We start from the raw sequence: 26198 nt of genomic DNA, 5'->3' as shown, positions 1-26198 counted from the left end.
GCCACTATAGCCTCTCCAGCCCAGTTTCCCGGAAGCCCGTCACCGCCCAGCATGACCTCGATCGATCGCTATCTCGCGCGGCTGATCGCGGTGCCGCTGTTCTCGACGCTGGTGATCGCGGCGATGCTGCTGGTGCTCGACCGCATGTTGCGCCTGTTCGACTTCGTCGCGACCCAGGGCGGACCGGTGAGCGTGGTGTGGAAGATGCTCGCCAACCTGCTGCCCGAATATCTCGGGCTCGGCATCCCGATCGGGCTGATGCTGGGCATTCTCCTCGCCTTCCGCCGGCTCGCCACCACGTCCGAGCTCGACGTGCTGCGCGCGGTGGGGATGAGCTACACGCGGCTGCTGCGCGTGCCCTATATGTATGCGATCGCGCTCGCGCTGGTGAACCTCGCGATCGTCGGCTTCGTCCAACCCTATGCGCGCTATGCCTATGAGGGGCTACGGTTCGAGCTGCGCTCGGGCGCACTCGGCGCCTCGATCAAGGTCGGCGAGTTCACCAATTTCCCCAACAACATCACCGTCCGCATCGAGGACAGCAAGGACGGCGGCCGCGAGCTCTCCGGCATCTTCGTCTACAGCCGGCTCAAGGACGGCAGCTCCTACGCGGTCACCGCGGAAAAGGGCCAGTTCCTGCGCACCGAGGACATGGAATCGATCGTGTTCCGCCTCACCAACGGCACGCTCGTCCAGCACACGAACGATTCGCCCGTCCCGCGCGTGCTGACCTTCAGCTCCCACAGCATTCCGATCGCGCTGCCCAAATACGGCAGCTTCCGCGGCCGTGGCGGCCGCAACCTCGAGCTCACTCTGCCCGAGCTCGCCCGCATCGGCGCCGATATCCGGGCGCCGGAGGAACTGCGCGACACCAGCCGCGCCGCCTTCCACTTCCGTCTGGCGGAGGTCGCGACGATGTTCCTGCTGCCGCTGCTCGCGGTCGCGCTCGGCATCCCGCCCAAACGCTCGACCTCGTCGCTCGGCGTGTTCCTGTCGATCGTGATGCTGGTCAGCTACCACAAGATCAACGAATATGGCGAAGCCCTGGGCGGGCTCGGGCGGATCGACCCGCTGTTCGCGCTCTGGGGCCCGTTCGCTGTCTTCGCCGCGCTGGTGCTGTGGATGTATTATACCGTCGCCCATGTGCCGGGCGGGCAGCCGATCGGCGTGCTCGAGCGCGGCTTCTCCAAGCTCACGGCGGCGATCCTGCGGCGCCTGCCCGGCCGGCGCCGGCGGGAGGCGGCGGCATGAACAACATGCCCAGTTTTTTCCCGTCGCGCACGGTTACGCTCTACATGGCGCGGCTGTTCCTGACGCGCACCTTCGCGATCCTGTTCGCGCTCGTGCTGGTGCTGCAGGCGCTCGATCTCCTGTCCGAAACCGGCGACATCCTCGCCCATCCGGGCAACGGGCAGGCGCAGATCCTGCAATATGTCAGCCTGCGCGTGCCGCAGATCATCGCGCAGTTCCTGCCCTTCGCCGTGCTGCTCGGCACGATCATCACCCTGTCGACACTCAACCAGAATTCGGAAGTGATCGCGCTCAAGGCCTCGGGCCTGTCGGCGCATCAGGTGTTGGCGCCACTGATCGTGGCCAGCATCGGCGTCGCCGCCATCTCGTTCGTGTTCAACGACCGCGTGGTGAGCCGCGCCACCGCGACGCTCGGCCAGTGGCAGCGCGTCGACTACGGCCCGCTGCCGGTCGACCGCGGCGAGCGCAGCAACGTCTGGGTGCGCGCCGAAGACAGCCTGATCCAGGTGCAGCAGGTACGCGGCAAGGGCGATGCGGTGCAGCTCGCCGGGATATCCGCCTATCAGCGCAGCGGCGGATCGCTGACCGCGATCATCACCGCCGACAGCGGCCGGCGCGAGGGCAAGGGCTGGCGGATCGAGAATGCCCGCCGCTTCGACGTCGCGCAGGGCACGATCACTCCGCTCGGCAGCCTCCACGTCGGCGACGGCGTGCGGCCGGACCAGTTCACGCTGGCCAATATCGATGCGGACGGCATGTCGTTCGGCGCGCTGTCGTCGGCAATCGGCGACCTCAGGGCGGCCGGGCGGCCGACCAAAGCGCTCGAAGGCACGCTGTGGCACAAGCTGTCCGGCCCGCTCTCATCGGTGCTGATGCCACTGCTGGCGGCGGTTGCGGCGTTCGGCGTCGCGCGATCGGGCAAGCTGTTCATCCGTGCGGTGATCGGCATGGCGCTGGGCTTCGCCTATTTCGTCGCCGACAATTTCGCGCTGGCGATGGGCAATCTCGGCGCCTACCCGCCCTTCCTCGCCGCCTGGGCGCCGTTCCTGCTGTTCCTGCTGGTCGGCGAGGCGGTGCTGGTCAGGACGGAGGAATAAGCTCCTACGTCATCCCGGACGAAAGCCGGAATCTCGTGCGGGGGTGCAATACGGCCTGAGAGCCTGTTTGGAAATGCGCCAGACGGCGCATTTCGGCGGCACCGGCCCGCTTTTCCAAACAGGCTCTGAGATCCCGGCTTTCGCCGGGATGACGTGAGGTCAGCGGCGGGTTGAGACGGCGAAGGTGCTGCGCACCAGCCGGTCGAGCAGGCCCGGCAGTCCCCGGTAGTTGGCTTTGTGATAGGGCGACTGCGGGTCGAGCGCCGCCGACAGGCGGCGGTGCGCCTCGCCCAGCGCATGATAGGGCAGTCCCGGCAGCAGGTGATGCAGCGCGTGGTAGCGCAGGCCGACCGGCGCCCACAGGAACGGCAGCAGCGCCGGCGGCGGCACATTGACCGAATCGAGGAACTGCGCGGTCACGCTCATCGGCTCGCCGTCATTCTCCCACAGGTGCGCGACGAGCGTGCGGACCTGGTTGATCACCATCACCGCCGAGATCACTGCCAGGAAGATCAGGAAGGCACGGAGCGACAGCACGCCCGTCGCCGCGGCGACCATCAGCGCGATCGCCCAGACGCTGGTCGCCGCTTCCAGCCGGTGCCACAGCGTCTTCACCTCGCCCTCGGGCGCGCGGCGTTCGAACGAAGGATTGATCGCCAGCGCCGAATAGCGGGCAACGACGAGCGCGCGCAGGCGCGGGAACAGCACCGACAGGGGTGACAGCACGCCCCAGCGGATCAGGAAACCGACCGGCGCCAGCGCCGACACCAGTACGAACAGCGGCACCGTCCACGGCTTCATCAGCGCGAGCGGCAGATATTCGGGATCCTCGGCCGTGCCGTAGCGCGTGCGCGCGTGATGGAGGTTGTGGACGCCCTCGTACATGAACGACGGCGCCATCAGCGGGATGCCGACCAGCAGGTTCCAGCCGAGCCGGAAGCCGGGCAGTGCCGAATGCTTGATATGGCTGACCTCATGGATGAAGCTCGCCGCACGATAGAGCGCGAGCACCGCCACCACGCCGGCGACGATCGCCCAGCCGGCCGACGGCGCCAGGATCGCACCGGCCAGCGCGGCATAGCCGACCAGCACCGATGCGAGCATATCGGTCCAGTAGACCACGGGCTTGGGCTGGTTGAGGTCGCGCGAAAGCTCCGCCGCCGCGCGCAGCAGCGTCTTGTCGTCGGGCGCGCGGACCACGCGCGCCGGGGCGGCCGCCTTGGGCGCGGGCGCCGCGGACGCGCGGTCGAGGGTGATCGAGCTGTTCATCGCCTGGGGCATTGCCCTCAGATAGTGGCTATATGTAGGCAACAACAGGGGCGGCTTGACAGCGCGCCGCCAAGGCGGGACTTCACGGCCCCACACAACCTAGCTCCGGCGGCTCCAGCAATGTCCTCGCTCACCATCCGGCCGGTCACGACCAAGGCCGATCGCAAGACCTTCGTCGACCTGCCCTTCCGCCTCTATGCCGACGATCCCAATTGGATACCGCCGCTCAAGTCCGAAGCGCTCGGCCTGATCACTCCGGAGAAGAACGGCTGGTTCAGCCATGCCAAGGCGCAGCTGTTCCTCGCCGAGCAGGGCGGGCACGTCGTCGGCCGCATCTCGGCGCACATCGACACGCTGGCGCTTAAGCAGCCGCCCGAGCAGGGCTTCGGGCCAGGCGTCGGCCAGTGGGGTCTGTTCGAGGCGGAGAGCGAGGAGATCGGCCGCGCGCTGATCGCCCGCGCCGAGAAATGGCTGCGCGAGCAAGGCATGAAACGCGCGCTCGGTCCCGTCTCGATGTCGGTGTGGGAAGAGCCCGGCCTGCTGATCGAGGGCTACGACCACCCGCCGACGGTGATGATGGGCCACGCCAAGCCCGAATATCGCGGCTGGATCGAAGACGCCGGCTATCAGCCGGTCAAGCAGCTCCTCACCTATGAGCTCGACATCACGCAGGGCTTCCCGCCGATCGTCGAGCGGATCATCAAGTCCGGCGAGCGCAACGAGCGCATCCGCATCCGCGAGGTCGACAAGTCGAAGTTCGACCAGGAAGCGGCGATCATCCTCGACATCCTCAACGATGCCTGGTCGGACAACTGGGGTTTCGTCCCGCTGACGCCGCCCGAGATCAAGGACGTCGGCGTCAAGCTGAAGCCGATCGTGTTCAACGACCTGATCCGCATCGCCGAGCTCGACGGCCGCCCGGTCGCGTTCATGATCACGCTTCCCGACCTCAACGAGGCGATCAAGCCGCTGAACGGCAATCTCTTCCCGTTCGGCTGGGCGAAGCTGCTGCTGTGGCTGCGCCGGCCGCGCGTGCGGACGATGCGGGTGCCGCTGATGGGCGTGCGCAAGGAATTGCAGGCGTCGCGCATGGCGAGCCAGCTCGCCTTCATGATGATCGAATATATCCGCCGTGCCTCGGTCGCCCGCTATGGCGCGAGCCGAGGCGAGATCGGCTGGATCCTCGACGATAACCAGGGAATGCGATCGATCGCCGAGACGATCGATAGCAAGGTCAACAAGATCTATCAGATCTACGGCAAGGACCTGTGACGGCCGGCGGCGACGCATTCGCGCCGCCACGTACGGTCACGTCATCGCTTGGATCGTTCCGTGGTGAGCGGATCGAAGTTCTCGGTCGCGATCCATTGCTCACGCGTGAGGCACCTGCGTTTGGGCAGGCGAGAACCGGTCAACTGCTGCCTGACGCAATAGCGGGTCTCGGCACGGCGGCCGTTTACAGATGTGATGTGCAGTTGGTGGGACCGAGACGGACGTTCGGCGCGGCTCTATCCCGATGCGCCCGCTATTGGCGCAGCCTCACCCAGGTCGGGGCGTGGTCGCTCGCCTTCTCGCGGGCACGATAATCCTTGTCGACGCCGGCCGAGTGGAAGCGGTCGGCTGCCATCGGGCTCAGCAGCAGGTGGTCGATGCGGAACCCCGCGTCGCGCTGCCACGCACCTGCCTGATAATCCCAGAAGGTCCACACGCCGCCGCGCGGATATTGGGTACGCAGCGCGTCGGTCCACCCCTGCGCCAGCAGCGCGCGGTATCCTTGCCGGCTTTCGGGCTGCATCAGCGCGTCCGACTGCATCGCGCGCACCGAGAAGACGTCGTCATCGTTGGGTATGACGTTGTAGTCGCCCGCGAGCGCCACCGGCCGCTCCTCGGCAAGCAGCTCGCGCGCCCGCGCCGCTAGCCGGCCGATCCAGCGCAGCTTGTAATCGAACTTGGGGCCGGGCGCGGGATTGCCGTTGGGGAGGTAGATCGAGGCGATCACCACCCCGTTCACCTCGGCCTCGAGATAGCGGCTGTGCTCGTCTTCCGGCTCGCCGGCGAGGCCGCGATGGCGCTCGACCGGGTCGGCGCCCCTGGCGAGCACCGCGACGCCGTTCCAGCCCTTCTGCCCGTGCCATACGGCGCCATAGCCGGCGTCGCGGACCTCCTTCTCGGGAAAGCCGTCGTCGGCGGCCTTCAGCTCTTGGAGGCAAACGACATCCGGCTGCTGCTCGGTCAGATACTCGATCAGGCGCGGGAGCCGCGCCTTGATGCCGTTGACGTTGTAGCTGACGATCTTCAAGCGACGCCGCTCAGACCGAGAAGCTCGACCCGCAGCCGCAGCCCGAGGCGGCGTTGGGATTGTTCACGCGGAACGCCGCGCCGCCGAGGCTCTCGACGAAATCGACCTCCGCGCCGCGCACGAGGTCGAGGCTGATCGCATCGACCACCAGCCGGATGCCATCGGTTTCGACGATCGTGTCGTCGCCCTCCGGCGCATCGGCGAGGTCGAAGCGGTACTGGAAGCCCGAGCACCCGCCCCCCTCGACCGACAGCCGCAGGATCGCGGGCCTGCCCTGGCGTTCGGCGATCGCCGCGACGCGTGCCGCGGCGGCAGAAGTAAGTCCGATCTCGGAAGCGGCGAGCGTGACCATGACGCTGAGATAGGCGACGCCGGTGCCGGCGGCAACCGGCAGCCCGTTCAGTTTCGGCCGATCAGTTGCCGGTCGCCGGCCCACCCATCGCGACCTGCTGCCCGTGCGCGGCGCGCGCCTGGATCGCGACAAGCGTGCTCGACGGCTGCAGGAACGGCACCGGATTGACCGCGCGGCCGTCGATGCGAACCTCGTAATGGAGGTGGCTGCCGGTCGACCGCCCGGTCGAGCCCATCAGGCCGATGAGCTGACCGCGCTTCACGCGGGTATTCGGCGTCACCAGGATCTTGGACATATGCCCGTAGCGGGTCTCGATGCCCTTGCCGTGGTTGATCTCGACGAGATTGCCATAGCCCGACGCGCGGCCGGCACGGGCGACGATGCCGTCCGCTGTCGCGTAGATCGGCGTGCCGATCGGCCCGGGGATGTCGACCCCGGCATGCATCGCGGCGACGCCGCGGAACGGATCGGACCGAATGCCGAAGTTGCTGGTGAAGCTCAGGTTCTGCACCGGCTGCATCGACGGGATCGAGATCGCGCCCTGCTCGAGCGTGTCGAGCTTCTTCCACGTCTGGAACAGCGTCTTGAACTGCACGTCGGAATCGGCGGCGGTGTTGATCTCCGCCGCCGCATCGGCGCTGTCGGCCGCCTCGAACGGCCCGCCCATGCCGCCGCTGACGAAGCGTTCGGGTCCGATGCCGAGGCGCCGCAGATGGTTGGTCGTCATCGCCAGCCGCTCCTCGGTCGCGCGCTGTGCGGCACGGGCGAGCGCGACCTGACGCGCTTCGATCCGCTGCAACGGCGCCAGCACCGAATTCTTCCCGTCATCGACCGAAACCGGCTGGATGGCGGCGATGAGCTTCTCGGGATCGCCCTTGCCGGAGAGCACCGCCGCGATCAGCGCCTGGCGTTGCTCGACGCGCGCGGCATGGACGCGGGTCGCGAGCTTGAGCGCGGCGACGTCGGCCTGCATCGCCATCATCTCGGCGCGCATACGGATCATCCGCGCCTCGGGCGAGGCCGGCACGCCGGCGATGCCGGTGGCAACGACCGCGCCGACCGCGGCCGAGGCGACGCCATAGGCGGAAAAGGCGAGCGTGACGGCGGCGGTGCCGGCGAGCAGCGCCTGGGCACGGCCGGAGATGCTGAAACGGCGCAGCGCCTTACCGTCGTGGAAGATGAAGTCGCGGGTGGTGAAGAGCGACCGCACCCGATCGATGCGGCTCGAGACATTCCGGAGGGCTGTAGCGACCATCGATCCCCGCAACAAAAGAAAGCCCCTCAGGCCGGCAGCCCGAATGGCGATTCGTCCTGTCCCGTGTGGAACCCCCTCCGCACCAAGACGTTGAGGGTTGTTGCTCGACCGCTCAGCGCTGGGCAATAGGTGCGTAATATTCCCGCGTCAGACCGGCTGAGTTGCGCGCCGAGTCGTTGAACGGAGGTTTCAACGCGCCCCGAAAATACTGAGAAACAAGGCGTTGCCACGTCGTTTCGGATACGATTCGTTTTTCCGCGCAGGCTGATTCGAACCAGCGCGTGCCGGCGCGCACGTGACGGACCTCGTCGGTGACGATGCGGCTGAGGATGCGCGCGGTGGCATGATCCCCTGCCTCCTCGAACCGCACGATTGTCCCCGGTGTCACGTCCAGTCCGCGCGCCTCCAGCACCATCGGCACCACGGCCAGCCGCGCCAGCGGATCGCGCGCGGTCGCTTCCGCCGCTTCCCAAAGGCCGTCGTGCGCGGGCATCGCGCCGTAACGGCTGCCGAGCGCCTTCAACCGCCGGTCGAGCAGGGCGAAATGCATCGCCTCGTCGGCGCCGACCCGCATCCAGTCGTCGGTGAAGCCGCGGGGGAAATGCGCCCCGAACCGCCCGATCAGGTCGAACGCCAGGTCGATCGCGACGAACTCGATGTGCGCGAGCGCGTGGATCATGGCGATGCGGCTGCGCTCGGAGCCGGCGCGGCGGCGCTTCGGCATCCGGTTGGGGGGCAGCAGCTCGGGCTCGGCGGGCCGCGCCGGACGCTCCGGCATGGTGACGTCGAACGCATGATCGAGCCGTCCCAGCCGCCAGTCGCGCGCGGCCTTGCGCGCCGCGGCGACCTTGGCGTACGGATCGGCGGTGAGCAGCACCGCCCGCGCGGCTTCGGCGACGCCGGTCACAGCACGCGCGCGGCCGCCAGCACCTCGGCGGCGTGCCCGGCGACCTTCACCCTGCGCCAAGCCCGCGCGAGCGTGCCGTCGGCGCGGAACAGGAAGGTCGCGCGCTCGATCCCCATGAAGCGGCGGCCATACATCGACTTCTCGACCCATGCGCCGAGCGCCTCGATCAAAGCACCATCAGGATCACTCGCGAGCGGCACCGTCAGGTCGAATTTCTTGGTGAATTTCTTATGACTTGCCGGCGTATCCTTGGAGACGCCGAGAACCTGCACGCCGGCCGCCTCGAACTCGGACATCAGCGCCGTGAAGTCCTGCGCCTCGCGGGTGCAGCCGGTGGTGTCGTCCTTGGGATAGAAATAGAGCACCAGCGGCTTGCCGACGAAGCCGGCGAGCCGCAGCGGTGCGCCGTCGCTGCCGATCAGCTCATGGTCGGGGAGCCGCTCGCCTTCTTCGATCGCCATCACCGTTCTCCGATCACCGAATTCCATGCCGCACGCACGCTCTGCCGGGTGCCCTCCAGCGTTGCAAGCACCGCCGCCCAGTCGGGCAGCGACAAGGCGCGCGCGACCAGCGCCTGCGTCGCGAGCGGCGGCGGCTGGCAATCCGGCGCGACGAGACGCATCGTCACCAGCAGGCGCGTGAGGAAGTCGTGCGCCGCCCGCAACTCGCCCGGCAGGTGCCCGGCCTCAACCAGCAGATCGATCGCGCGGCCGAGGTGCGGGTCGAAGCCGGTGCGCCGGGTGAGCTGCGCGACATGGACGACGAACTCGAGGTCGACCAGCCCGCCGTCGAGCAACTTGGCGTCGAGCGGCCCCGCCGGCGGCTTGTGGGTGGCCATCTCGATGCGCATTTTGGCGGCATCGGCGACGATGTCGCGCTCGGGCCGGTCGCCGGCGAGGACGCGGGCGATAATCGTGCTCACCTCGGCCCGCGCCTGCGCCGAGCCGAAGACCGGGCGCGCGCGGGTCAGCGCCATGTGCTCCCAGGTCCAGGCGGCTTCGCGCTGATAACGGTCGAAGGCGTCGAGCGAGACCACCAGCGGCCCCGACGTGCCCGAGGGGCGAAGGCGCGTGTCGATCTCGTAGAGCGGCCCCGACGCGGTCGGCACCGACAGCGCGCCGCTGACACGCTGCGCGAGGCGATTATAGTAAAGCACTGCGCCGAGCGGCTTTTCCCCATCCGACTCGGCGGCGAAATCTCCCGTGAACAGATAGATGAGATCGAGGTCGGAGGCATGGGTCAGCGCCGCGCCGCCCATCCGCCCCAGCGCCAGGATCACCAGCTCGCTGTCCGGCACGCGGCCGTGGCGCACGGCGAACTCCCCGGCGGTGGCGGCGGCAAGTACGTCCACCGCCGCCTCGGCTACCCGGGCATAGCCGGCCGAGACCTGGAGCGGGTCGCTGGTACCGGCGACGATCTGGGTACCGAGCGCGAAGCGGCGCTCGCCGACCGTGCGGCGCACGCCGTCAAGCAGGCGCTGGTAATCGTCCCCCGCCTCGCGCGCCGCCATCTCCGCGGCGAGCGCGTCGACCTCCCCGACCGGGTCGAGCGCGGAGGCGTCGAGCAGGCCGTCGAGCAGTTCGGCCCGCCGCCCCAGCGCGTCGGCCAGCGTCGGCGCATAGGCGAGCACGGTGGTGAGCAGCTTGAGCAGCGGCGGCCGCGCCGCGACGAGGTGGAGCACGTTGATCGCGCTGGGCAGCCGCGCGAGGATCGCGTCGAAGCGGATCAGCGCGGCATTGGAGTCGGGCGCCGCGCCCAGCGCGCGGACCAGTGCCGGCAGCACCGCCTCCAGCGCCGCCTGGGCAGGCGCGCTGCGCAGCGCCGGATAGGTCGCCGACCGCCACGTCGCGATCAGCCGCGCCGCCGCCGCCGGATCGGCGAAGCCGGTGGCGGCCAGCGGCTCGATGCCGCCGGGAAGCTGCGGTGCACCCTCGCCGTCGAGCGCGCCGTAGATGCGCTCGACCCGCTCGACGTGCGGGCGGAGCAGATCGAGCAGTTCGCCTCCGTCGGCGAGGCCGTGCAACCGCGCGACGCGGTCGAGCCCCTCGCCCGTTTCCGGCAAGGCATGGGTCTGCCGGTCGTCGATCATCTGGACGCGGTGCTCGATCGTCCGCAGCAGCGCATAGGCCTCCGACAGCGCCGCCGCTTCGTCGGGGTCGATCCGCCCCGCCTCCGCCAGCCGCGCCAGCGCATCGCGCGTCGCCGGCGTGCGCAACGCCGGCTCGCGGCCGCCGTGGATGAGTTGGTGGATCTGGGCGAAGAACTCAACCTCGCGAATGCCGCCGCGCCCACGCTTCAGGTCATAGCCCGGCCCGAACACCTGCCCGCGCACATGATGGTCGCGGATGCGGGCGGAGATGCCGCGGATCTCGCGGATCGCCCCGAAATCGAGCGCGCGGCGCCACACGAACGGGCGGATCGTCGCCAGGAACGCCTTGCCCAGCGCGACGTCGCCGGCCGCGGCGCGGGCACGGATGAACGCGGCCCGCTCCCACGGCAGCGCCTGCGATTCATAGTAGGAGATCGCCGCCTCGACCGGCAGCACGATCGGCGTGACCTCCGGCGAGGGCCGGAGGCGCAGGTCGACACGCAGCACATAGCCGTCGCCATCGCGCGTCTGCAGCAGCTCGACCACCCGCCGCCCGATCCGCACCGCCGCCTCGCCCGGCTCGTCGCGTTCGCGGCGCGGCAGCGTCGCCGGGTCGAACAACAGGATCGGATCGATGTCGGAGGAATAGTTGAGCTCGCGGCTGCCCTGCTTGCCGAGCGCGATCGCCGCGAGCCCCGCCGGCGGAGCGTCGGGCACGCGCTCACGGATCGCCGCAGCAATGGCACTGTCGAGCGCATGGTCGGCGAAGGCGGTCAGGGTCTGCGTGGTGCGGGTCAGATCGTAGAGGCCGGCGAGATCGCCGATCGCCGCGATCAGTGCCAGCCGCCGTCGCTCGAGCCGCAGCCGGCGGCCGACCGACATGTCGGGATCGCCGATCGCCGCCGTTGCGAGCGGATCGGCGAGCGCCTGCGCCACGCCGTCGACCAGTGCCCGTTCCCGCTCGATCAGCCCTGAAAGAAACGGCGATTCCGCCGCGGCGCGGGCGAGCGCGTGCTCGATCCTGTATCCTGTATCCGACATCGCCCGCTTGACGGTCGATCGCCGGGATCAAGTCAAGCAACAATTCCGTACCTCGTTGGTTTTAGGCGCATGACTCAGATGCTCGGCCACTCCGCACGCAACGAGGCGACGGTCGTCGAACGGCCGCGCGCCGGCGATGCGATCGGGGTCGCCCTGCGTGAGGCCTATGAACGCGATCTCGGGATGCCCGACGACCTCGCGGCGCTGCTCAGCCGACTCGATGGCAGCGACGTCGGCAACGGCTTCAGCCGTCGCGGCTGAGCTCGTCGACCTCACCCATGATCGTGTCGAGTGCCGACTGGCCGCCGGCCTCGTGCTCGCGCCGTGACGGCAGCTTGCCTTCGCTGAGGATCGATTCGAGCGCCACGCGGCCGCGTGCGACGCGGCTCTTGATCGTGCCCACCGCGACGCCGCAGATCTCGGCCGCTTCCTCATAGGCGAAGCCGCCCGCGCCGACGAGGATCAGCGCCTCGCGCTGCGGCTGCGGCAGGTGGAGCAGCGCGCGCTGCATGTCGGTCAGCTCGACGTGACGGTCCTGGCTGGCCGGCGCGGCGAGCAGCCGGTCGGCGACGAGGTCGTCCCATTCGCCCTTGAAGCGGGCACGGCGCATCTGGCTGAGATAGAGGTTGCGCAGGATGATGAAGGTCCAGGCGCGCATGTTGGTGCCGGCCTGGAAACGCTTGCGCGCGGCCCACGCCTTGAGCAGCGTCTCCTGGACGAGATCGTCGGCAAGGTCGCGGCTGCCCGAAAGCGAACGACCGAAGGCGCGCAAGTGCGGGATCACTTGGGCGAGCTGCTCCTTGAACTCGGGATCCGCGAGTGCGACGTGCGGTGCAGCCGGCCCGGCGGTGTCGTCGGCGATATCGTCACGCTCGGTCATCGTGATCCGTTCTTGAGTCGCGCTGAACATAGGCACGCTGATGGATTTTGCGAGGAGGGGGGCGCCCGATGGGTCTCGCTCAGCGGAGCACGAGGATGGCGAAGATTATGATGAGGAGGGCAAGCGAAATGCCCAGGATGTAGCGGGTCATGCCGGGAGTCGCGCCGGCGCGGGCGCGCTCGGCGTCGACGTGCTGCACTCCGTCTTGGTCGATTTCGTCAGCCATGCCCCCTCAACACCTGAGAACCGTTTTGGCTCCGTAACTTGGGTCAATTTGCCGGCACGGTCGCCTGGTCGAAGAACAGTGCCTGGCTGATCGCCGCCTTCACGGTCGAGCGCTGGAACGGCTTGGTGATGAGGAAGGTCGGCTCGGGCCGCTCACCGGTCAGCAGCCGTTCCGGGAAGGCGGTGATGAAGATCACCGGCACACTGAATTCGGCCAGGATGTCCTTGACCGCGTCGATGCCCGAGCTGTCGTCGGCGAGCTGGATGTCGGCGAGCACCAGGCCCGGCCGGTCCTCCATCGCCAGTGCCACCGCCTCGTCGCGGGTGACGGCGACGCCGGTCACCTCATGGCCGAGGTCGCGGACGATCGCCTCGATGTCCATCGCGATGATCGGCTCGTCCTCGATGATCAGCACGCGGGCGCGGGTCTGTTTCTCGATCTCGGCCAGCGCGGCGGCGACTAGTCCGTCGACCTCCTGCGGCGTCTTGTCGATCAGATAGGCGGCGTCCTCCGTGGTGAACCCCTCCATCGCCGTCAGCAGCAGCGTCTGGCGGGAAACCGGGGCGATCCGGGCGAGTCGCGCGCGGGCGATCGCCTCGTGATCGCTCTCCGGCGCAACTTCCGGCACGCGGCCGTCCTCCGGGTGAGTCGAACCCCAAATCGCCTGGAAAGTGCGATAGAGTCCCAATCTGGGATCGACGTCGCGCGGAAATTCCTCCGGCGCGGCGACGATCGCTTCCAGCGTGGCGCGAACATAATGGTCGCCCTCGGACTGGCTGCCGGTGAGCGCGCGGGCGTAGCGCCGCAGGAAGGGGAGATGCGGCGCAAGCTGCTGTCCAAGCGACATTTCGGCGTTTTTCTCCGTCGTAAAGCCCTGTCGTGCGGGGCCATCCGCCCGACAGCTTAAATCTTTCGGCACAAGGGAGAAGGCCCCTCCCCGCATTTTGCGCCGCCCTTGGGAACAATCGAAGCGGTATTTGGTTTCACCGTTCGCCCACGATCGCGTTGTGCGCGGCGGCAATGGCGTTTACCCGAATGCCTGAGCCTTGATGTTCCCCGGCCCTGCCGGGCCCGGAGGGGGGAAGACGTGCGTTCTGAGAAGACCGATTCTGACCCGAAGATGCGAAAGAAGGGAGAGCGGAAGCAGAAGCGAGACGACCGCAGCGTGGGCGAGGCATTGCGCGCGGTCTACCAGGATGCTGTTTCCGAGAATATTCCCGACGAAATGCTCGACCTGTTGAACAAGCTGGGGTAGCCGCCGGCGGATGGATGACGTTACCGGTCCCCCTGAGGGCGACCGCGCATTGCCAGCACTGGCGCGGATGCCGACAGGCGCCAAGCTGTTCCTCATCCTGAGCGCGGCGCTGTTGCCGCTCGCGTTGATCGCGGTGTTCGCCGCGCTGCAGACCACGCGCACCGCCGACGTCGAGAACCGCGCCGCGCTGCGGGTCGCGACCGGCGAGGCGGCGCGCTCGCTCGCGATCGAGCTGGTCGGCGACGCCAATGCGCTGCGATCGGCGGTGGCGGCGATCGAAGCCGATCCGGGCGACACCGCGGTCTGCGCGAGGACACGCGGCGTGTTCGCTCCCAGCCTTCCCGCCGGCGCCCGCTATGCCGTGATCGACCGCACGGGGCAGCTTCGCTGCGGTGGGCCCATCGAGGCCGAGGCTCCAAAGCCTGGCCCGAACGCCGTTGCGGTTCAACTGCTGCGGGACGGACTGGTGCTGGGCGTCACCGGCGGGAGCGGCACGGCGCGAGCGACCGCCTTCTTCCCGACCGCCTATCTCGCCGACATCGCCCGCCCGAGCGGCTTCCTGCGTGCCTATGGCACCAAGCTGGTCCGCGACGAGGACACGCTGGACCTGCGCCAGCTTTCGGGCGCCATGCTCTCTCGCCGCGAGCGCGACAACAGCCCGATCGGGCTCGATCGGCTCGTGCTGCACATGGAGGTCGACAGCGCGCCGATCACCTCGGCGGTGCTGGCGGCGATGCTGCTGCCGGTGCTGATGTGGGCGGCCGCAGCGGGGATCGGCTGGTTCGTGGTCGATCGGCTGCTGATCCGGCCGCTCCGCCGGTTGCGCGCACGGGTCGGCGCCTATACGCCAGGCACCGTATTCGATCCGGGCGAGTTCGGCGCGATTCCGGCGCACGAGATCCGCGACCTCGGCGACACCTTCGCCGACCTGACCCGCACCATCAGGGACCATGAATCCGATCTGGCCGCGGGCCTGACGCGTCAGACCAAGCTCACGCGCGAGGTCCATCACCGCGTCAAGAACAACCTCCAGGTCATCACCAGCCTGATCAACTTCCACGCGCGCAGCGCCGTGGATGCCGAGGCAACCGCCGCCTATGCCGCGATCCAGCGCCGCGTCGACGCGCTCGCGGTGGTGCATCGCCACCATTTCGCGGAGCTCGAGGAAAATCGCGGACTGGGCCTCAGATCGGTGATCAGCGAGCTGGCGGCCAATATCCGCGCGACGGCGAGCGGCCGCAGCCGCGACTTCGGATTGGCGCTGGAGATCGATCCCTATCTCGTCTCGCAGGATACTGCGGTGGCGGTCGCCTTCCTCATCACCGAGCTCGTGGAAATGGCGATGGGCGCCAGCCCCGCGGCGCAGCTCCGCATCTCGGTGAAGCCCGGCGAGGATCAAACCCACGCCCTCATCCGCGTGAGCTCGCCCGCGCTGATCGAAACCGAAGGGCTGCGCAAGGCGATTGCGGAACGCTACGGACGGGTGATCGAGGGCCTCTCCCGCCAACTGCGCTCGCCGCTTCATCACGAACCGCTGACCGGTGCGTTCGAGATCGCGATCACCATTACCGGCCGTGACTGAGCGGCATCAAAATTTTTTCAGAAGGCGGGAACCGGGGGTCATGGGAAGCGTTCTGCGCATCGGATAGTGACCTTTTGCCCCCCCGCTCTCGCTATCCAAGACATGGGCCCGGAAGCGTCTACCTCCCCCCCCCCCGGTGACGCTTCCGGGCCTAACATTTTTTCCGAACAACCTGATCTTCACCACGTTCACCGCACGTCGGGAACGAAATTCCCGAGTCGATCATTTCACTCGCGCAATCACCGCTCATGGAGTGCCGACATGCGTAAGATTACCGCCGCTTTCGCCCTTGCCGCCGTCCTGGCGCTAGGTGCGTGCAACACCGTCGAGGGTGTCGGCAAGGACGTCTCCTCCGCCGGCGACACGGTCGCGAAGACCGCCGACGATTCGAAGTGACCTGATGAACGGGGCCGCGCCGACCGCGCGGCCCTTTTCTACGCCTTGGAAGCCTCGGTCGCCTCGGCTCGCTTGGCTTCACGCTGCCGCTGGCGTTCGGTGAACCAGATGCCGATCAGGGCAAGCTCATAGAGCAGCACCAGGGGAATCGCGAGCAGGAGCTGCGAGCCGATATCCGGCGGCGTCAGCACCGCCGCCAGACCGAACGCCGCGACGATCGCGTAACGGCGCGCGCTCACCAGTTGCTTACGAGTGACGATGCCGGCACGCTCGATCAGCATCAGCACGACGGGCAGCAGAAAGGCGAGCCCGAACGCGAACAGGAACTGCATCACGAACGACAGATAATTGCCGACCGACGGCAGCGCTTCCTGCTGCACGCCGCCGAGATCGCCCTGGTAGCTCAGCAGGAAGTGCAGCGCGATCGGGATCGCCATGTAATAGGCAAGCGCCGCGCCAGCGATGAACAGCACCGGCGTCGCGATCAGGAAGGGCAGCAGCGCGCGCTTCTCGTTGCGGTAGAGGCCGGGGGCGACGAACTGCCAGAGCTGGTTCGCGATCACCGGGAAGGAGATCATCATCGCCGCGAAGAAGGCGACCTTCACCTGGACGAAGAACGCCTCGAAAATCTGGGTGAAGATGACCTTGTTCTGGCCGGCATGGACCAGCGGCTGGACCAGGAAGGAGAAAATCTCGCGCGCGAAATAGAATGAGGCGCCGAAGCACAGCACCAGCGCGACCACGCAATAGAGCAGGCGACGCCTGAGCTCGATCAGATGGTCGAGCAGCGGGGCCTGGGTGTCGTCGATGTCGTTCACGGGGCGGTCTTGCGCGGTTCGCCGAGCGGCAGCTCGGGGGCATCGGAAGGCTCGGGCTTGATCTCGGGCATCGGGGTTATCGCCGGCTCGGGCACCTCATCGACGGAAGGCAACGCGGTCGCTTCGGCCTCGACGGGCGCCGGCAAGGCAGGAGTCGACGAATCGAGCGGATGCTCGCGCATGATCCGCGCATTCTCCTCCGCCCATTTCTTCTCCATCTCGGCGAGCTCGGCCTCGCGCACCATCGCGTCGAAGCCGGAGCGGAACTGGCGGGCGACGCCGCGCGCGCGGCCGACCCAATAGCCGGCAAAGCGCATCGCCTTCGGCAGGTCCTTGGGACCGATGACGAGCAGCGCGACGATCGCGACGAGCAGGAATTCGGAAGGCGCGATGTCGAACATTCAACCGTCCGCGGCGCGCCGACCGGGGCCGGCGCGCTCCAGGCCTAAGAGGGAAAGGTCAGCGCTCCTTGCGGACGCGCTCGGATTCGGAGCTAAACGACGGCTCCGGAGCAGCGCGCTGCCCCTCGATCCGCGTCGGCTCGTCTTCCTCCGCCATGCCCTTCTTGAAGTTCTTGATGCCCTTGGCAACGTCACCCATCATGTTCGAGAAGCGACCGCCGCCGAGGACGAGGATCGCGATCACGCCGAACACCAGCCAGTGCATCAGGCTGAAACCACCCATCGAAAATCTCCTTGTGCCGAAACCTATCTAGTCGTCCTCGGCGTCCTTTTCCACGGCATTCTCCAGGGCCAGGTCGATTGGATCGAGCAGGCCGGCAGCCTTGAGGTCGTCGATGCCCGGCAGATCACGGCGGCTGACGAGGCCGAAATGGCTCAAAAAGGCGGATGTCGTCGCATAGATGAGCGGCCGCCCGGGCACCTCGCGGCGGCCGGCGGGACGCACCCAGCCCGCCTCCATCAGCACGTCGAGCGTGCCCTTGGCGGTCTGGACGCCGCGAATCGCCTCGATCTCGGCGCGGCTGACCGGCTCGTGATAGGCGATGATCGCCAGCGTCTCGATGCCCGCGCGGCTGAGCTTGCGCGGCTCCTCGCGGTCGCGGCGGAGGAGATGGGCGAGATCGGCCGCGGTCTGGAAGTGCCAGCGCCCGCCACGCTCGACCAGCTCGATGCCGCGGCCGGCATAGGCCTCCGCCAGCGCCTTCAGCGCTGCGGGCACATCGGCCTCCGGGCCGAGATGGAGGCGGATGTCGGCCACCGTCAGCGGCGATTCGGATGCGAACAGCACCGCCTCGACCGCGCGGGCAAGGTCGTCGGGCGGCGTCATGCCAGCGCCCTGAGGTACAGCGGGGCGAAGGGGGATTTCTGGCGGAGCTCCACCCTGCCCTGCCGTGCGAGCTCGAGCGCGGCGACGAAGCTCGAGGCGAGCGCCGACTTGCGGTAGCTGCCATCCGCTTCCTCGGGCAGGAAGCTCTCGATCGTCGCCCAGTCGATCGCGGCACCGATCAGCGTCGAGACGCGCTCGATCGCTTCCTCCAGCGTCATCACGTCGCGGACCGCGACGACGTGCATCACCGGACGGGTGCGCGCGCTGACCCGGCCGTAGGCGGCGATCAGGTCGTAGATCTCGACCTCCCAGAGCGCCTTGCGGACGGTGCGCAGGCCCTCCGGCGCCCCGCGCAGGAACACGTCGCGGCCGAGCCGGTCGCGGGCGAGCAGCCGGCCGCCCGCCTCGCGCATTGCGTTCAGCCGTTCGAGGCGGAGCTGGAGGCGGAGCGCCAACTCCTCGGGGCTGGGCGATTCCTCGGGATCGCGGGGCAGCAGCAGCGCCGACTTGAGATAGGCCAGCCAGGCCGCCATCACCAGATAGTCGGCCGCGACCTCCAGCTTGAGGTCCCGCGCGGCGTTGATAAAGGCGAGATACTGCTCGACGAGCTGGAGGATCGAGATCGCCTTGAGGTCGACCTTCTGGTTGCGGGCGAGCGCGAGCAGCAGGTCGAGCGGACCTTCCCAGCCGTCGAGGTCGAGCGTCAGCGTGTCGGGATCGCTCATCCGGTGCAGTAAAGCAGGTCAGGCGAGCGCCAGCAATTCGTCGCGCTTCGCGATCAGCTCGCCGAAGTCGCCGTCGGGCCGCGACACGCTGGCCATGGCGCGGTCGAGGCGGGCGCGGCTCTCGGGCGCGATATCGCCGAGACGCTCGGCGATATCGACCATCTCGTCCATGCGGCCCCAGCAGTCGAGGACGATGTCGCAGCCCGCCGCGATCGCCGCCGCCGCCTTCTCGCCGGCGGTGCCGGACAGTGCCTTCATGTCGATGTCGTCGGTCATCAGCAGGCCGTCGAAGCCGATGCGGCCGCGGATGACCTCGTGGATCACCGTCGGCGAGAGCGTGGCGGGGCGGTCCGGGTCCCAGGCCTTGAACACGACGTGGCAGGTCATGCCCATCGGCGCCGAGGCGGCGAGCGTGCGGAACGGGCGGATGTCCTCCTCGAGCGCGGCATCGTCGGCGTCGACCACCGGCAGCTCGTGATGGCTGTCGACCGCTGCGCGGCCGTGACCCGGCATGTGCTTGATCACCCCGACCACGCCGGCGCGCGCCAGCCCCTCCAGCGCTGCGCGGCCGAGCGCGGCGACCTGCATCGCATCGCCGCCGAAGGCACGATCGCCGATCGCCGTCGTCGTCTCCGGGAAGCGGCGGTCGAGCAGCGGCGCGCAATCGACGGTGATGCCGACCTCGGCCAGCATCAGACCGAGCGCATGGGCGTTGGAGCGGACCGCCTCGATCGCCGACATCGGCGCGGTGTCGTAGAGCGCGTCGAAGGCGGCGGCGGCGGGAAATGCCGGCCATTCGGGCGGGCCCATGCGGGCGACGCGGCCGCCCTCCTGGTCGATCAGGATGGGAAGGTCGTCGCGGCCGGCGAGGCTGCGCAGCTCGTCGGTGAGCGCGCGGACCTGGGCGCGGTCGACGGTGTTGCGCTTGAACAGGATGTAGCCGGCGGGCTCGGCGGCGGCGAAGAAGGCGCGCTCGTCGGCGGTGAGCGACGGGCCGGACAGGCCGTAGATGACGGGCTTCATGCCGTTTCCCTAGCCGGTCGCGGCGGGCTTGTCGAAGCTCATCGGACAGGCGTGAAAAGTGGCGGAAAACCGTCGAAGGTCACGAAAGTCACGGGTAGAAACGGGCCCCGTCCAGACGAGGTCTCCGGTGCCGGGAACTCCAAAAAAGTTGACTAAATTGACTCAGGTCACGTGTTTGCGAGCCGATCCGTCTTGACGCTGCGCGGATGCGGCGGGGACGCGGCGGCAACGCGCCAGGGACGCGACAGCAATGCGACACAGGCGCGACAGCGACGCGGCGCGAACGCGACACCGAGGCGACACTAACGCGACAGTGGCGCGGCATGGGCGAGATCGACGAGGTTAAAGAGCGGACCGGCGCTCGAGCGGACCGGACCGAGCGAGCCAAGCAGGCGGAATCCTACGTTGCAAGGGCGACTAGACTATTCGTCCGAGAGCGGATCGACACTCAGCAATTTAGCCCCTCCCCTTCAGGGGAGGGGTTGGGGTGGGGGCTCTCCACAAGCGCAGGCTCGGTGAGACGGCACACCCCCACCCCCAACCCCTCCCCTGAAGGGGAGGGGCTTAAGACTTAGCCGCGCGAGGTGCGTCGATGTCGATCCCCCTAATTCGGAACGAAGCACGCCTCGCCGGCGACCTTGAGCTTCCCGCACAGCGCCGTAGCCGCGCCCGCGCTGCCGGCGTTGACGCGGAGGCGGTAGACGGTGCGGTCGTTGACCTCCGCCTTCTCGACCGACTTGCCGAGCGGGGCGAGGTAGGTGATGCGCTTCGAGAGCTGCGCCCAGGCGGCGTTGGCCGCGGCCTCGCTCGGGAAGGAACCGAGCTGGACCAGCGAGCCGTGCCCGCCCCCGCCGCTCGCGCGCAGCGTCGGCATCGTCGGCGTCCTGGCGGTGAGCGTGCCGCCCGACGGCGGAACCGCCGCGACCACCCTGGCCGTGCCCTGCGTGCTCTGGCCTTGCGCGGTCGCGGTCCTGCCGGCGACGGGCGTCTCGGGCACCGCGCCGGTGTCGATCGCGCCGTTGGCGGCGCTGCCTTCGGAAGTGGCGAACACGGTGTCGCCCTCCCCGTCCGCCTTCATGCCGCCGGGCTGGTCGGGCTTGACCTTATAGTCGCCGGGCGGCGCCTTGATCAGCTCGCCGGTGCCGCCCGTGGTGCGATGGTTGCGCCACCAGTTGTAGCCGTAGATCGCGACCGCGAGCAGCATCAGGCCGAGAATGATCGCGGCGATCACGCGCGAGATCGACGGGCCCTCACGATAGTCCTCCTCGGCGGATTCGAGCCAGGGAAGCCGATCCTCCTCGCGATAGCCTTCCGCCTCGTCCGCGGTGGTCATCCGCCCATCTCCTCGACAGCCTCCACGCCCATGATCGCCAGGCCGTTGCGGATAATCTGCCCGATCGCATCGGCCAAGGAAAGCCGCGCGGCGGAGAGCGCTGTATCATCCGGGAGCAGGAAACGGCGTGACGGATCGCCGTTGCCCATGTTCCACAGCGCGTGAAACTCTGCCGCCAAGTCGTAGAGATAAAAGGCGATCCTGTGCGGCTCTCGCGCCGCCGCCGCCGCCTCCACCACGCGCGGGAACTGGGCGGCGAGCTTCACCAGGCCGAGCTCCACCGTATCAAGACGGGACAGGTCGGCGGGCGGCAGCACCAGCCCCGCCTCCGCCGCGCGCCGGTGGAGCGAATGGACGCGGGCGTGGGCATACTGGACATAGAACACCGGATTGTCCTTCGACGCCTCGACCACCTTGGCGAAATCAAAGTCCATCTGGGCGTCGGCCTTGCGCGTCAGCATGGTGAAGCGGACCACGTCCTTGCCGACTTCACGCACGACATCGGCAAGCGTGACGAAGTTGCCGGCGCGCTTGGACATCTTGACCGGCTCGCCGGCGCGCAGCAGGCGGACCATCTGGACGAGCTTGACGTCGAACCGCGTCCTGCCGTCGGTCAGCGCCTGCACCGCCGCGACGATGCGCTTGACGGTGCCGGCATGGTCGGCGCCCCAGATGTCGATCAGCTGGTCGGCGTCCTGCGCCTTCTGCCAGTGATAGGCGAGGTCGGCACCGAAATAGGTCCAGCTGCCGTTGGACTTCCTGATCGGCCGATCCTGGTCGTCGCCGAAGCGGGTCGCACGGAACAGGGGCAGCTCGACCGGCTCCCAATCCTCGAGGGTCTCGCCCTTGGGCGCCTCGAGCATCCCGTCGTAGATGAGGTCGTGCTCGCGCAGCCACGCCTCGGCCGCCTCGGGCTTCTTCTCGGCCTGGAGCTCGGCTTCGGAGGCGAAGCGGTCGTGGTGGATGCCGAGCAGCGCGAGGTCGGCCCTGATCAGCGTCATCATCGCCGCGACCGCGCGCTGGCGGAAGATGGCGAGCCATTCGCTCTCGGGCTTGCCGACATAGCGGTCGCCGAACTCGGCGGCGAGCTCCCGGCCGACGGGGACCAGATAGTCGCCGGGGTAGAGCCCTTCCGGGATCCCGCCGACAGCCTCGCCGAGCGCCTCGCGGTACCGGAGGTGCGCCGAACGGGCGAGCACGTCAACCTGGCCGCCGGCGTCGTTGACGTAATATTCGCGGATCACCTTGTGTCCGACGACCTCGAGCAGGCTGGCGAGCGCGTCGCCGACCACCGCGCCGCGGCAATGGCCCATGTGCATCGGGCCGGTCGGGTTGGCCGAGACATATTCGACGTTGACGGTGATCCCCTCGCCTGCCCGCGAGCGGCCGTAGTCGGCACCGTCGGCGTGGATCGCTTCCAGCTCGCTGCGCCAGGTGGCGTCGTCGAGCGTCAGGTTGATGAAGCCGGGGCCGGCGACCGAGACACCGGCGACGCCTGGTACCTTGGCCAGCTCGGCCGACAGCGCCTCGGCGAGCGCGCGCGGGTTGGTGCCGGCGGGCTTGGCCAGCACCATGGCGGCGTTGGTGGCGAGATCGCCATGCGAGGTGTCCCGCGGCGGCTCGACGGTGACCCCGCGTCGCTCCAGCCCCGCCGGCAGCGCGCCCGACGCGGCGAGCGCGTCGAGGGCGGCATCGAGATGGGCGGCGAAACGGGCGTAGAGGGTCATCGCTGGATCCAATGGATAAGGAAGTGGCGCCGCTTAGCGGCTTCAGGGTCCGAGGTCACGAGGCGCCGTCGATTGCATATGATGCAACTGCGATCGCAACCAATGATTTTGACGGAACTTTGTGCATCGCAATATAAATTGTGCATCGCAACAGAGACGCTGCGGAGGGGGTGCTGACGGCCTGCGTTTTCCAACGGGAGGTTACGTCATGACCAAGTTCTTCAAGCTCGCCCTCGCCACCACCCTCGCCCTCGGCGCCACCAGCGCCTTCGCCGGCGAGCCGGCCAACAGTTTCCGCCTCGACGGCCGCACCTACACCTACAACACCGAGACCGACGCCGCCGGCAACACCGTGCTCGTCGGCCGCGCCCAGCCCGGCGGCGACTTCCGCCTGATCGTGCGGGGCGGCCGCGTCAGCGGCGACGTCGCCGGCCAGCCGGTCGCCTTCACTGTCGCCGAGAGCCGCGGCGCCGCCCGCCACGCGCAGTTCGCGGCCGCGGGCTCGACGGGCGTCGAGACCGCCGCGCGCGACTGATCCCGCCGGTTGTTTGCGTGAAGAAGGGCGCGGCTGTCATGGCCGCGCCCTTTCTCGATTCCAAGCTCGAAGCGGTTCAATGCTCCTGCGAAGGCAGGAGCTCAGGCCGCGAGCGGCACCCCTGTAATCCAGGGCTCCTGCCTTCGCAGGAGCACGATTCACTCGCTTGTGTCGGGGCCTTAGGCCCGCGCCAGCCCTTCCACCGGCTTCACCGGTCCGACGCTCGGGAACAGCGCCTTCGCCATCTGTGCGGGTTCGATGCCGAAATGCTCGGCCGCCGCGCCGGCGATGAAGGCGTCGAGGCTGGTGGTGGGCTTGAGATCGCGGCCTTCGTAGAGATTGGCCTGGGCGAGGCCTGGCCAGTCGGCGATCACCCGCCCGCCCCTCACCGCGCCGCCGAACAGCATCGCCGCCGACGCGGTGCCGTGATCGGTGCCGCCGGTGCCGTTGACCGCCACCGTGCGGCCGAACTCGGTCGCGACCAGCACCATCGTGTCGGGCCACAGCGGGCCCATCCCCGCCTTGAGCGCGCCGATCATCGCGTCGAGACCCTTCAACTGCGCGGCGAGGCGGCCGCGCTGGCCGGCGTGGGTGTCCCAGCCGCCGGTCTCGATCATCGCCACCCGCGCGCCATCGGCGGGCGCGATCAGCCTGGCGGCGAGCGCGCCGGTGGCGGCGGCGTTCTGGCCGTTGTTGGCGGCGAGGTCGCCGGTGATCTGGCGCGTCGCGACCGCCTGTTCCCACAGCTCGTGGAGCTGCGGGTCGCTGGCGTAGAGCGTGGTCACGCGGGCGATGAGGTCGTCCGAGGCATCGGGCAGCGCCGAAGGGGCATAGGAGGCCACGTCGACCTTGCCGCGCAGCGCCATCGGCACCGTCGCGGCGATCGCCATGCCGCGCTTCTCGGGCTCGGGCAGCACGCCGAGCAGGCGGTTGAGCCAACCGTCCTTGACCGCATAGGCGCTGGCGCCGCCGGTCTCGAGCACATTCTGCCCGTCGAAGTGCGAGCGGTCGCGATAGGGCGAGGCGACCGCGTGGGCGAACAGCGCCTCGCCGCCCTTGTAGAGCCCGGCGACGCCGGCGAGCGAAGGATGCAGCGCGAACATGCCGTCGAGCTTGGCACCCATCGCGAAGTCCTCGGCCAGCGGCCCGCGCGCGGGGGCGAAGGCCGGATCGCCGACCGGCGCCAGCGTGCCGAGCCCGTCGGCGGCGCCGCGCTGGATGATGAAGACGAAGCGCCGGTCGGTCGGCGCCGCGGCGAAGGCGATGCGCGGCGCCAGCGCCGACAGCGCGGCGGCGGAGCCCCAGGAGACGAAACGGCGGCGGGTGACGAGCATCTGGGCTATCTCCGCATGAATTCGGGGGCGACGAGCATCAGCGCCACCGCCTGCTGAGGGCTTTCGGCACGCGCGATCGCCTGACGGGTGGCGGGCGTGAGCGCGCCGGGGAAGAGCTGTTCGGCCCGCGCGCGGGCGTCGATCACCTGGCCGGCGCGGGCGGCGTAGCGCTCGGCCGCCTCGACGCGGCGCATGATCGCGTCCGGGCCGGCCCAGCTTCCCGCGATGTCGTCCCAGCCCGAGGGCTGGCCCGGCTTCCATACCGGCTGCCCGAGCTGCTGCTGAAGCCCGAACGCTTGCTGCGCGCCGATCTGGCGCATTCCCAGGCCCCGCATCATCGAGACCGACCATTCCCACGGTGTCTTGAACTTGGCCGGCTGCGGCGCCCAGGCCTCGGGCGAGTCGATCAGCGCGCGATAGACGGCCGGAAGGTCGCCGCCGGACTTGAGGAACGCCTGCTCGCAGCGCTTCACCGCCGCGGGCGGCGGATCGTCGGCGACGAAATGGCGGACGAGCTTGGTGGCGACATGCTTCGCGGTGGCGGGATGGACGGCGAGGTCGTCGAGCACCGCGGCCGCCTGCGCCTCGCCCTGCTGCGGATAGCTCTTGCCCATGATCGTGCGCGCGCCGGGCTCGTGCAGCTGCGGCAGGAACAGGAAGTCGCCGGGATTGCCGGCCCTGCGCGCGCCGCCGCCGCCCCGGCCGAGCCCGGCCGTCGTCCAGCCGGTCATCGCGCGGGCGAACTCGGTGACGTCGGCCTGGCTGTAGCCGGTGCGCACGCCGAGCGTGTGCAGCTCCATGATCTCGCGCGCCAGATTCTCGTTGAGACCGGGGCGGCGGCGCGGATTGCGCTGGGACACGCGGGCGCCGAACGGCGAGTTGGGGCCGATCGATTGCGCCTGGTCGAGGTAGATCAGCATCGCCGGATGGCGCTCGACGGCGCGGAGCATGTCGCGGAAGCTGCCGAGCACATGCGGGCGGATCGCGTCGAACTCGAACGGACCGGCGAGGCCGATCATCTCGAGCTTGTCGGCGGAAACGGCGAAGTGATTGGCCCAGAAATGCACCAGCCGCTCGACCATCGGCGCAGGCGTGACCAGCGCCGCATTGGCGCGCAGGCCCACCGAATCGACATAGACCTGCCGGTTCTGCCGCTGCGCGAGCCGGCGCGCTTCCATGACCGGGTTCGTCGCCATGGCGGCGGACGGCGGCGGGGGCTGCTGTCCGCCCATCGCCGGCGCCGGCTGCGCATTCATGGCCGGCGGCGTCGTTGCGCCCGGCATGAGTGCGCCCATGGCCTTGCGATCCGCGCGGTTCTGGCGCTGCGCGTCGAAATAGGCGGCGAGATCGGCCGAGACGGCGGCGGTGCTCGGCGCCGCGGCGAGCGCGGAGGGGCGCGGCTGATAACGGTCGAGCTGGTCCAGCAGATAGGCCTTGGGATCATCGGGCGCGCCGTCGTCCGGCCGGGCACCAAGACCGAAACGGTTGAGCGCGATGGCGGCAGCAGCGGCGGTCAT

The 26198-nt window shown here is 68.9% G+C and carries 28 protein-coding genes; 8 read left to right on the top strand and 20 right to left on the bottom strand.

Translation table 11 applies throughout. The features are described 5' to 3' along the window. Nucleotides 1–51: 51 nt before the first annotated feature. Nucleotides 52–1251: an LPS export ABC transporter permease LptF gene (gene lptF / locus ACMGER_RS17110; RefSeq protein WP_436813366.1), complete on the top strand. Its 1200-nt coding sequence runs from the start codon at nt 52–54 to the stop codon at nt 1249–1251. Nucleotides 1252–1256: 5 nt separating this feature from the next. Next, nucleotides 1257–2348, top strand: a complete 1092-nt coding sequence (lptG, locus tag ACMGER_RS17105; protein ID WP_436813564.1) for an LPS export ABC transporter permease LptG — start codon at nt 1257–1259, stop codon at nt 2346–2348. 159 nt (nt 2349–2507) lie between these two features. On the opposite strand, the gene ACMGER_RS17100 is transcribed toward lptG, so the two are convergent. Then, nucleotides 2508–3617, bottom strand: coding sequence for a fatty acid desaturase family protein (locus ACMGER_RS17100; RefSeq protein WP_436813365.1), 1110 nt, complete (start codon nt 3615–3617; stop codon nt 2508–2510). Nucleotides 3618–3737: 120 nt separating this feature from the next. Between ACMGER_RS17100 and ACMGER_RS17095 the strand changes: the two genes are divergently transcribed. Continuing rightward, nucleotides 3738–4889: a GNAT family protein gene (locus ACMGER_RS17095; RefSeq protein ID WP_436813364.1), complete on the top strand. Its 1152-nt coding sequence runs from the start codon at nt 3738–3740 to the stop codon at nt 4887–4889. Nucleotides 4890–5142: 253 nt separating this feature from the next. Here ACMGER_RS17095 and xth read toward each other — a convergent pair whose 3' ends face one another. From xth to ACMGER_RS17065, 6 genes are all read right to left on the bottom strand, one after another. After that, nucleotides 5143–5916: an exodeoxyribonuclease III gene (gene xth, locus ACMGER_RS17090; RefSeq protein ID WP_436813363.1), complete on the bottom strand. Its 774-nt coding sequence runs from the start codon at nt 5914–5916 to the stop codon at nt 5143–5145. A 10-nt stretch (nt 5917–5926) separates the two neighbouring features. Next, a complete protein-coding gene (erpA, locus tag ACMGER_RS17085) occupies nt 5927–6268 on the bottom strand; it encodes an iron-sulfur cluster insertion protein ErpA (RefSeq protein WP_436813563.1) in 342 nt (113 codons plus the stop codon). Between the two features lie 61 nt (nt 6269–6329). Beyond that, nucleotides 6330–7523, bottom strand: a complete 1194-nt coding sequence (locus tag ACMGER_RS17080; protein ID WP_436813362.1) for a M23 family metallopeptidase — start codon at nt 7521–7523, stop codon at nt 6330–6332. Nucleotides 7524–7635: 112 nt separating this feature from the next. Further along, complete coding sequence (locus ACMGER_RS17075; RefSeq protein WP_436813361.1) at nt 7636–8430, bottom strand: ferritin-like domain-containing protein; 795 nt, start codon at nt 8428–8430, stop codon at nt 7636–7638. Beyond that, complete coding sequence (locus ACMGER_RS17070; protein ID WP_436813360.1) at nt 8427–8891, bottom strand: peroxiredoxin; 465 nt, start codon at nt 8889–8891, stop codon at nt 8427–8429. Before ACMGER_RS17070 ends, ACMGER_RS17075 begins: the two co-directional genes overlap by 4 nt. After that, nucleotides 8891–11560 (bottom strand): bifunctional [glutamine synthetase] adenylyltransferase/[glutamine synthetase]-adenylyl-L-tyrosine phosphorylase, encoded by a 2670-nt coding sequence (locus ACMGER_RS17065; protein WP_436813359.1) that lies wholly within the window; start codon nt 11558–11560, stop codon nt 8891–8893. The genes ACMGER_RS17070 and ACMGER_RS17065 overlap by 1 nt, the downstream gene beginning before the upstream one ends. 69 nt (nt 11561–11629) lie before the next feature. On the opposite strand from ACMGER_RS17065, the gene ACMGER_RS17060 reads away from it, so the two are divergent. Further along, nucleotides 11630–11821, top strand: coding sequence for a hypothetical protein (locus ACMGER_RS17060; protein WP_436813358.1), 192 nt, complete (start codon nt 11630–11632; stop codon nt 11819–11821). On the opposite strand, the gene ACMGER_RS17055 is transcribed toward ACMGER_RS17060, so the two are convergent. The 3 genes from ACMGER_RS17055 to ACMGER_RS17045 all read right to left on the bottom strand — a co-directional run bounded on the left by ACMGER_RS17055 (nt 11805) and on the right by ACMGER_RS17045 (nt 13513). Beyond that, nucleotides 11805–12440: a sigma-70 family RNA polymerase sigma factor gene (locus ACMGER_RS17055; RefSeq protein WP_436813357.1), complete on the bottom strand. Its 636-nt coding sequence runs from the start codon at nt 12438–12440 to the stop codon at nt 11805–11807. The genes ACMGER_RS17060 and ACMGER_RS17055 overlap by 17 nt on opposite strands. A gap of 79 nt (nt 12441–12519) precedes the next feature. After that, complete coding sequence (locus ACMGER_RS17050; RefSeq protein ID WP_436813356.1) at nt 12520–12666, bottom strand: hypothetical protein; 147 nt, start codon at nt 12664–12666, stop codon at nt 12520–12522. A gap of 43 nt (nt 12667–12709) precedes the next feature. Then, nucleotides 12710–13513: a response regulator gene (locus tag ACMGER_RS17045; RefSeq protein WP_436813355.1), complete on the bottom strand. Its 804-nt coding sequence runs from the start codon at nt 13511–13513 to the stop codon at nt 12710–12712. 240 nt (nt 13514–13753) lie between these two features. Here ACMGER_RS17045 and ACMGER_RS17040 point away from each other — a divergent pair, with 240 nt between their 5' ends. The 3 genes from ACMGER_RS17040 to ACMGER_RS17030 all read left to right on the top strand — a co-directional run bounded on the left by ACMGER_RS17040 (nt 13754) and on the right by ACMGER_RS17030 (nt 15899). Further along, nucleotides 13754–13921: a NepR family anti-sigma factor gene (locus tag ACMGER_RS17040; protein ID WP_436813354.1), complete on the top strand. Its 168-nt coding sequence runs from the start codon at nt 13754–13756 to the stop codon at nt 13919–13921. 10 nt (nt 13922–13931) lie between these two features. Then, entirely contained in the window at nt 13932–15503 is a 1572-nt protein-coding gene (locus ACMGER_RS17035; protein WP_436813353.1) for a sensor histidine kinase, read from the top strand. 261 nt (nt 15504–15764) lie between these two features. Continuing rightward, nucleotides 15765–15899 carry an entericidin A/B family lipoprotein gene (locus ACMGER_RS17030; protein WP_436813352.1) on the top strand — a complete coding sequence of 45 codons (135 nt, stop codon included), beginning with the start codon at nt 15765–15767 and terminating at the stop codon, nt 15897–15899. A 38-nt stretch (nt 15900–15937) separates the two neighbouring features. Here ACMGER_RS17030 and tatC read toward each other — a convergent pair whose 3' ends face one another. The 8 genes from tatC to argS all read right to left on the bottom strand — a co-directional run bounded on the left by tatC (nt 15938) and on the right by argS (nt 22812). Then, nucleotides 15938–16717 (bottom strand): twin-arginine translocase subunit TatC, encoded by a 780-nt coding sequence (gene tatC / locus ACMGER_RS17025; RefSeq protein ID WP_436813351.1) that lies wholly within the window; start codon nt 16715–16717, stop codon nt 15938–15940. Next, nucleotides 16714–17118, bottom strand: coding sequence for a Sec-independent protein translocase protein TatB (gene tatB / locus ACMGER_RS17020; protein ID WP_436813350.1), 405 nt, complete (start codon nt 17116–17118; stop codon nt 16714–16716). Before tatB ends, tatC begins: the two co-directional genes overlap by 4 nt. Before the next feature lie 58 nt (nt 17119–17176). Next, nucleotides 17177–17401 carry a twin-arginine translocase TatA/TatE family subunit gene (locus ACMGER_RS17015; protein ID WP_436813349.1) on the bottom strand — a complete coding sequence of 75 codons (225 nt, stop codon included), beginning with the start codon at nt 17399–17401 and terminating at the stop codon, nt 17177–17179. Between the two features lie 27 nt (nt 17402–17428). Continuing rightward, complete coding sequence (gene scpB / locus ACMGER_RS17010) at nt 17429–18004, bottom strand: SMC-Scp complex subunit ScpB (RefSeq protein WP_436813348.1); 576 nt, start codon at nt 18002–18004, stop codon at nt 17429–17431. Then, nucleotides 18001–18729 (bottom strand): segregation and condensation protein A, encoded by a 729-nt coding sequence (locus ACMGER_RS17005; RefSeq protein ID WP_436813347.1) that lies wholly within the window; start codon nt 18727–18729, stop codon nt 18001–18003. Before ACMGER_RS17005 ends, scpB begins: the two co-directional genes overlap by 4 nt. An 18-nt stretch (nt 18730–18747) precedes the next feature. Beyond that, nucleotides 18748–19752, bottom strand: a complete 1005-nt coding sequence (gene nagZ / locus ACMGER_RS17000) for a beta-N-acetylhexosaminidase (RefSeq protein ID WP_436813346.1) — start codon at nt 19750–19752, stop codon at nt 18748–18750. A 604-nt stretch (nt 19753–20356) separates the two neighbouring features. Further along, a complete protein-coding gene (locus ACMGER_RS16995) occupies nt 20357–21085 on the bottom strand; it encodes an SPOR domain-containing protein (RefSeq protein WP_436813345.1) in 729 nt (242 codons plus the stop codon). Beyond that, a complete protein-coding gene (argS, locus tag ACMGER_RS16990; RefSeq protein ID WP_436813344.1) occupies nt 21082–22812 on the bottom strand; it encodes an arginine--tRNA ligase in 1731 nt (576 codons plus the stop codon). The genes ACMGER_RS16995 and argS overlap by 4 nt, the downstream gene beginning before the upstream one ends. Before the next feature lie 208 nt (nt 22813–23020). Between argS and ACMGER_RS16985 the strand changes: the two genes are divergently transcribed. Then, nucleotides 23021–23347, top strand: a complete 327-nt coding sequence (locus ACMGER_RS16985) for a hypothetical protein (protein WP_436813343.1) — start codon at nt 23021–23023, stop codon at nt 23345–23347. 179 nt (nt 23348–23526) lie between these two features. Here the strand turns inward: ACMGER_RS16985 and ACMGER_RS16980 are convergent, their stop codons facing one another. Next, nucleotides 23527–24681, bottom strand: a complete 1155-nt coding sequence (locus ACMGER_RS16980) for a DUF1501 domain-containing protein (protein WP_436813342.1) — start codon at nt 24679–24681, stop codon at nt 23527–23529. A 5-nt stretch (nt 24682–24686) separates the two neighbouring features. Then, entirely contained in the window at nt 24687–26198 is a 1512-nt protein-coding gene (locus tag ACMGER_RS16975; RefSeq protein ID WP_436813341.1) for a DUF1800 domain-containing protein, read from the bottom strand.

The sequence above is a fragment of the Sphingomonas astragali genome (genome assembly GCF_051400615.1).
Taxonomy (GTDB): domain Bacteria; phylum Pseudomonadota; class Alphaproteobacteria; order Sphingomonadales; family Sphingomonadaceae; genus Sphingomonas.
This window is presented reverse-complemented; position numbering and strand designations above follow the sequence as displayed.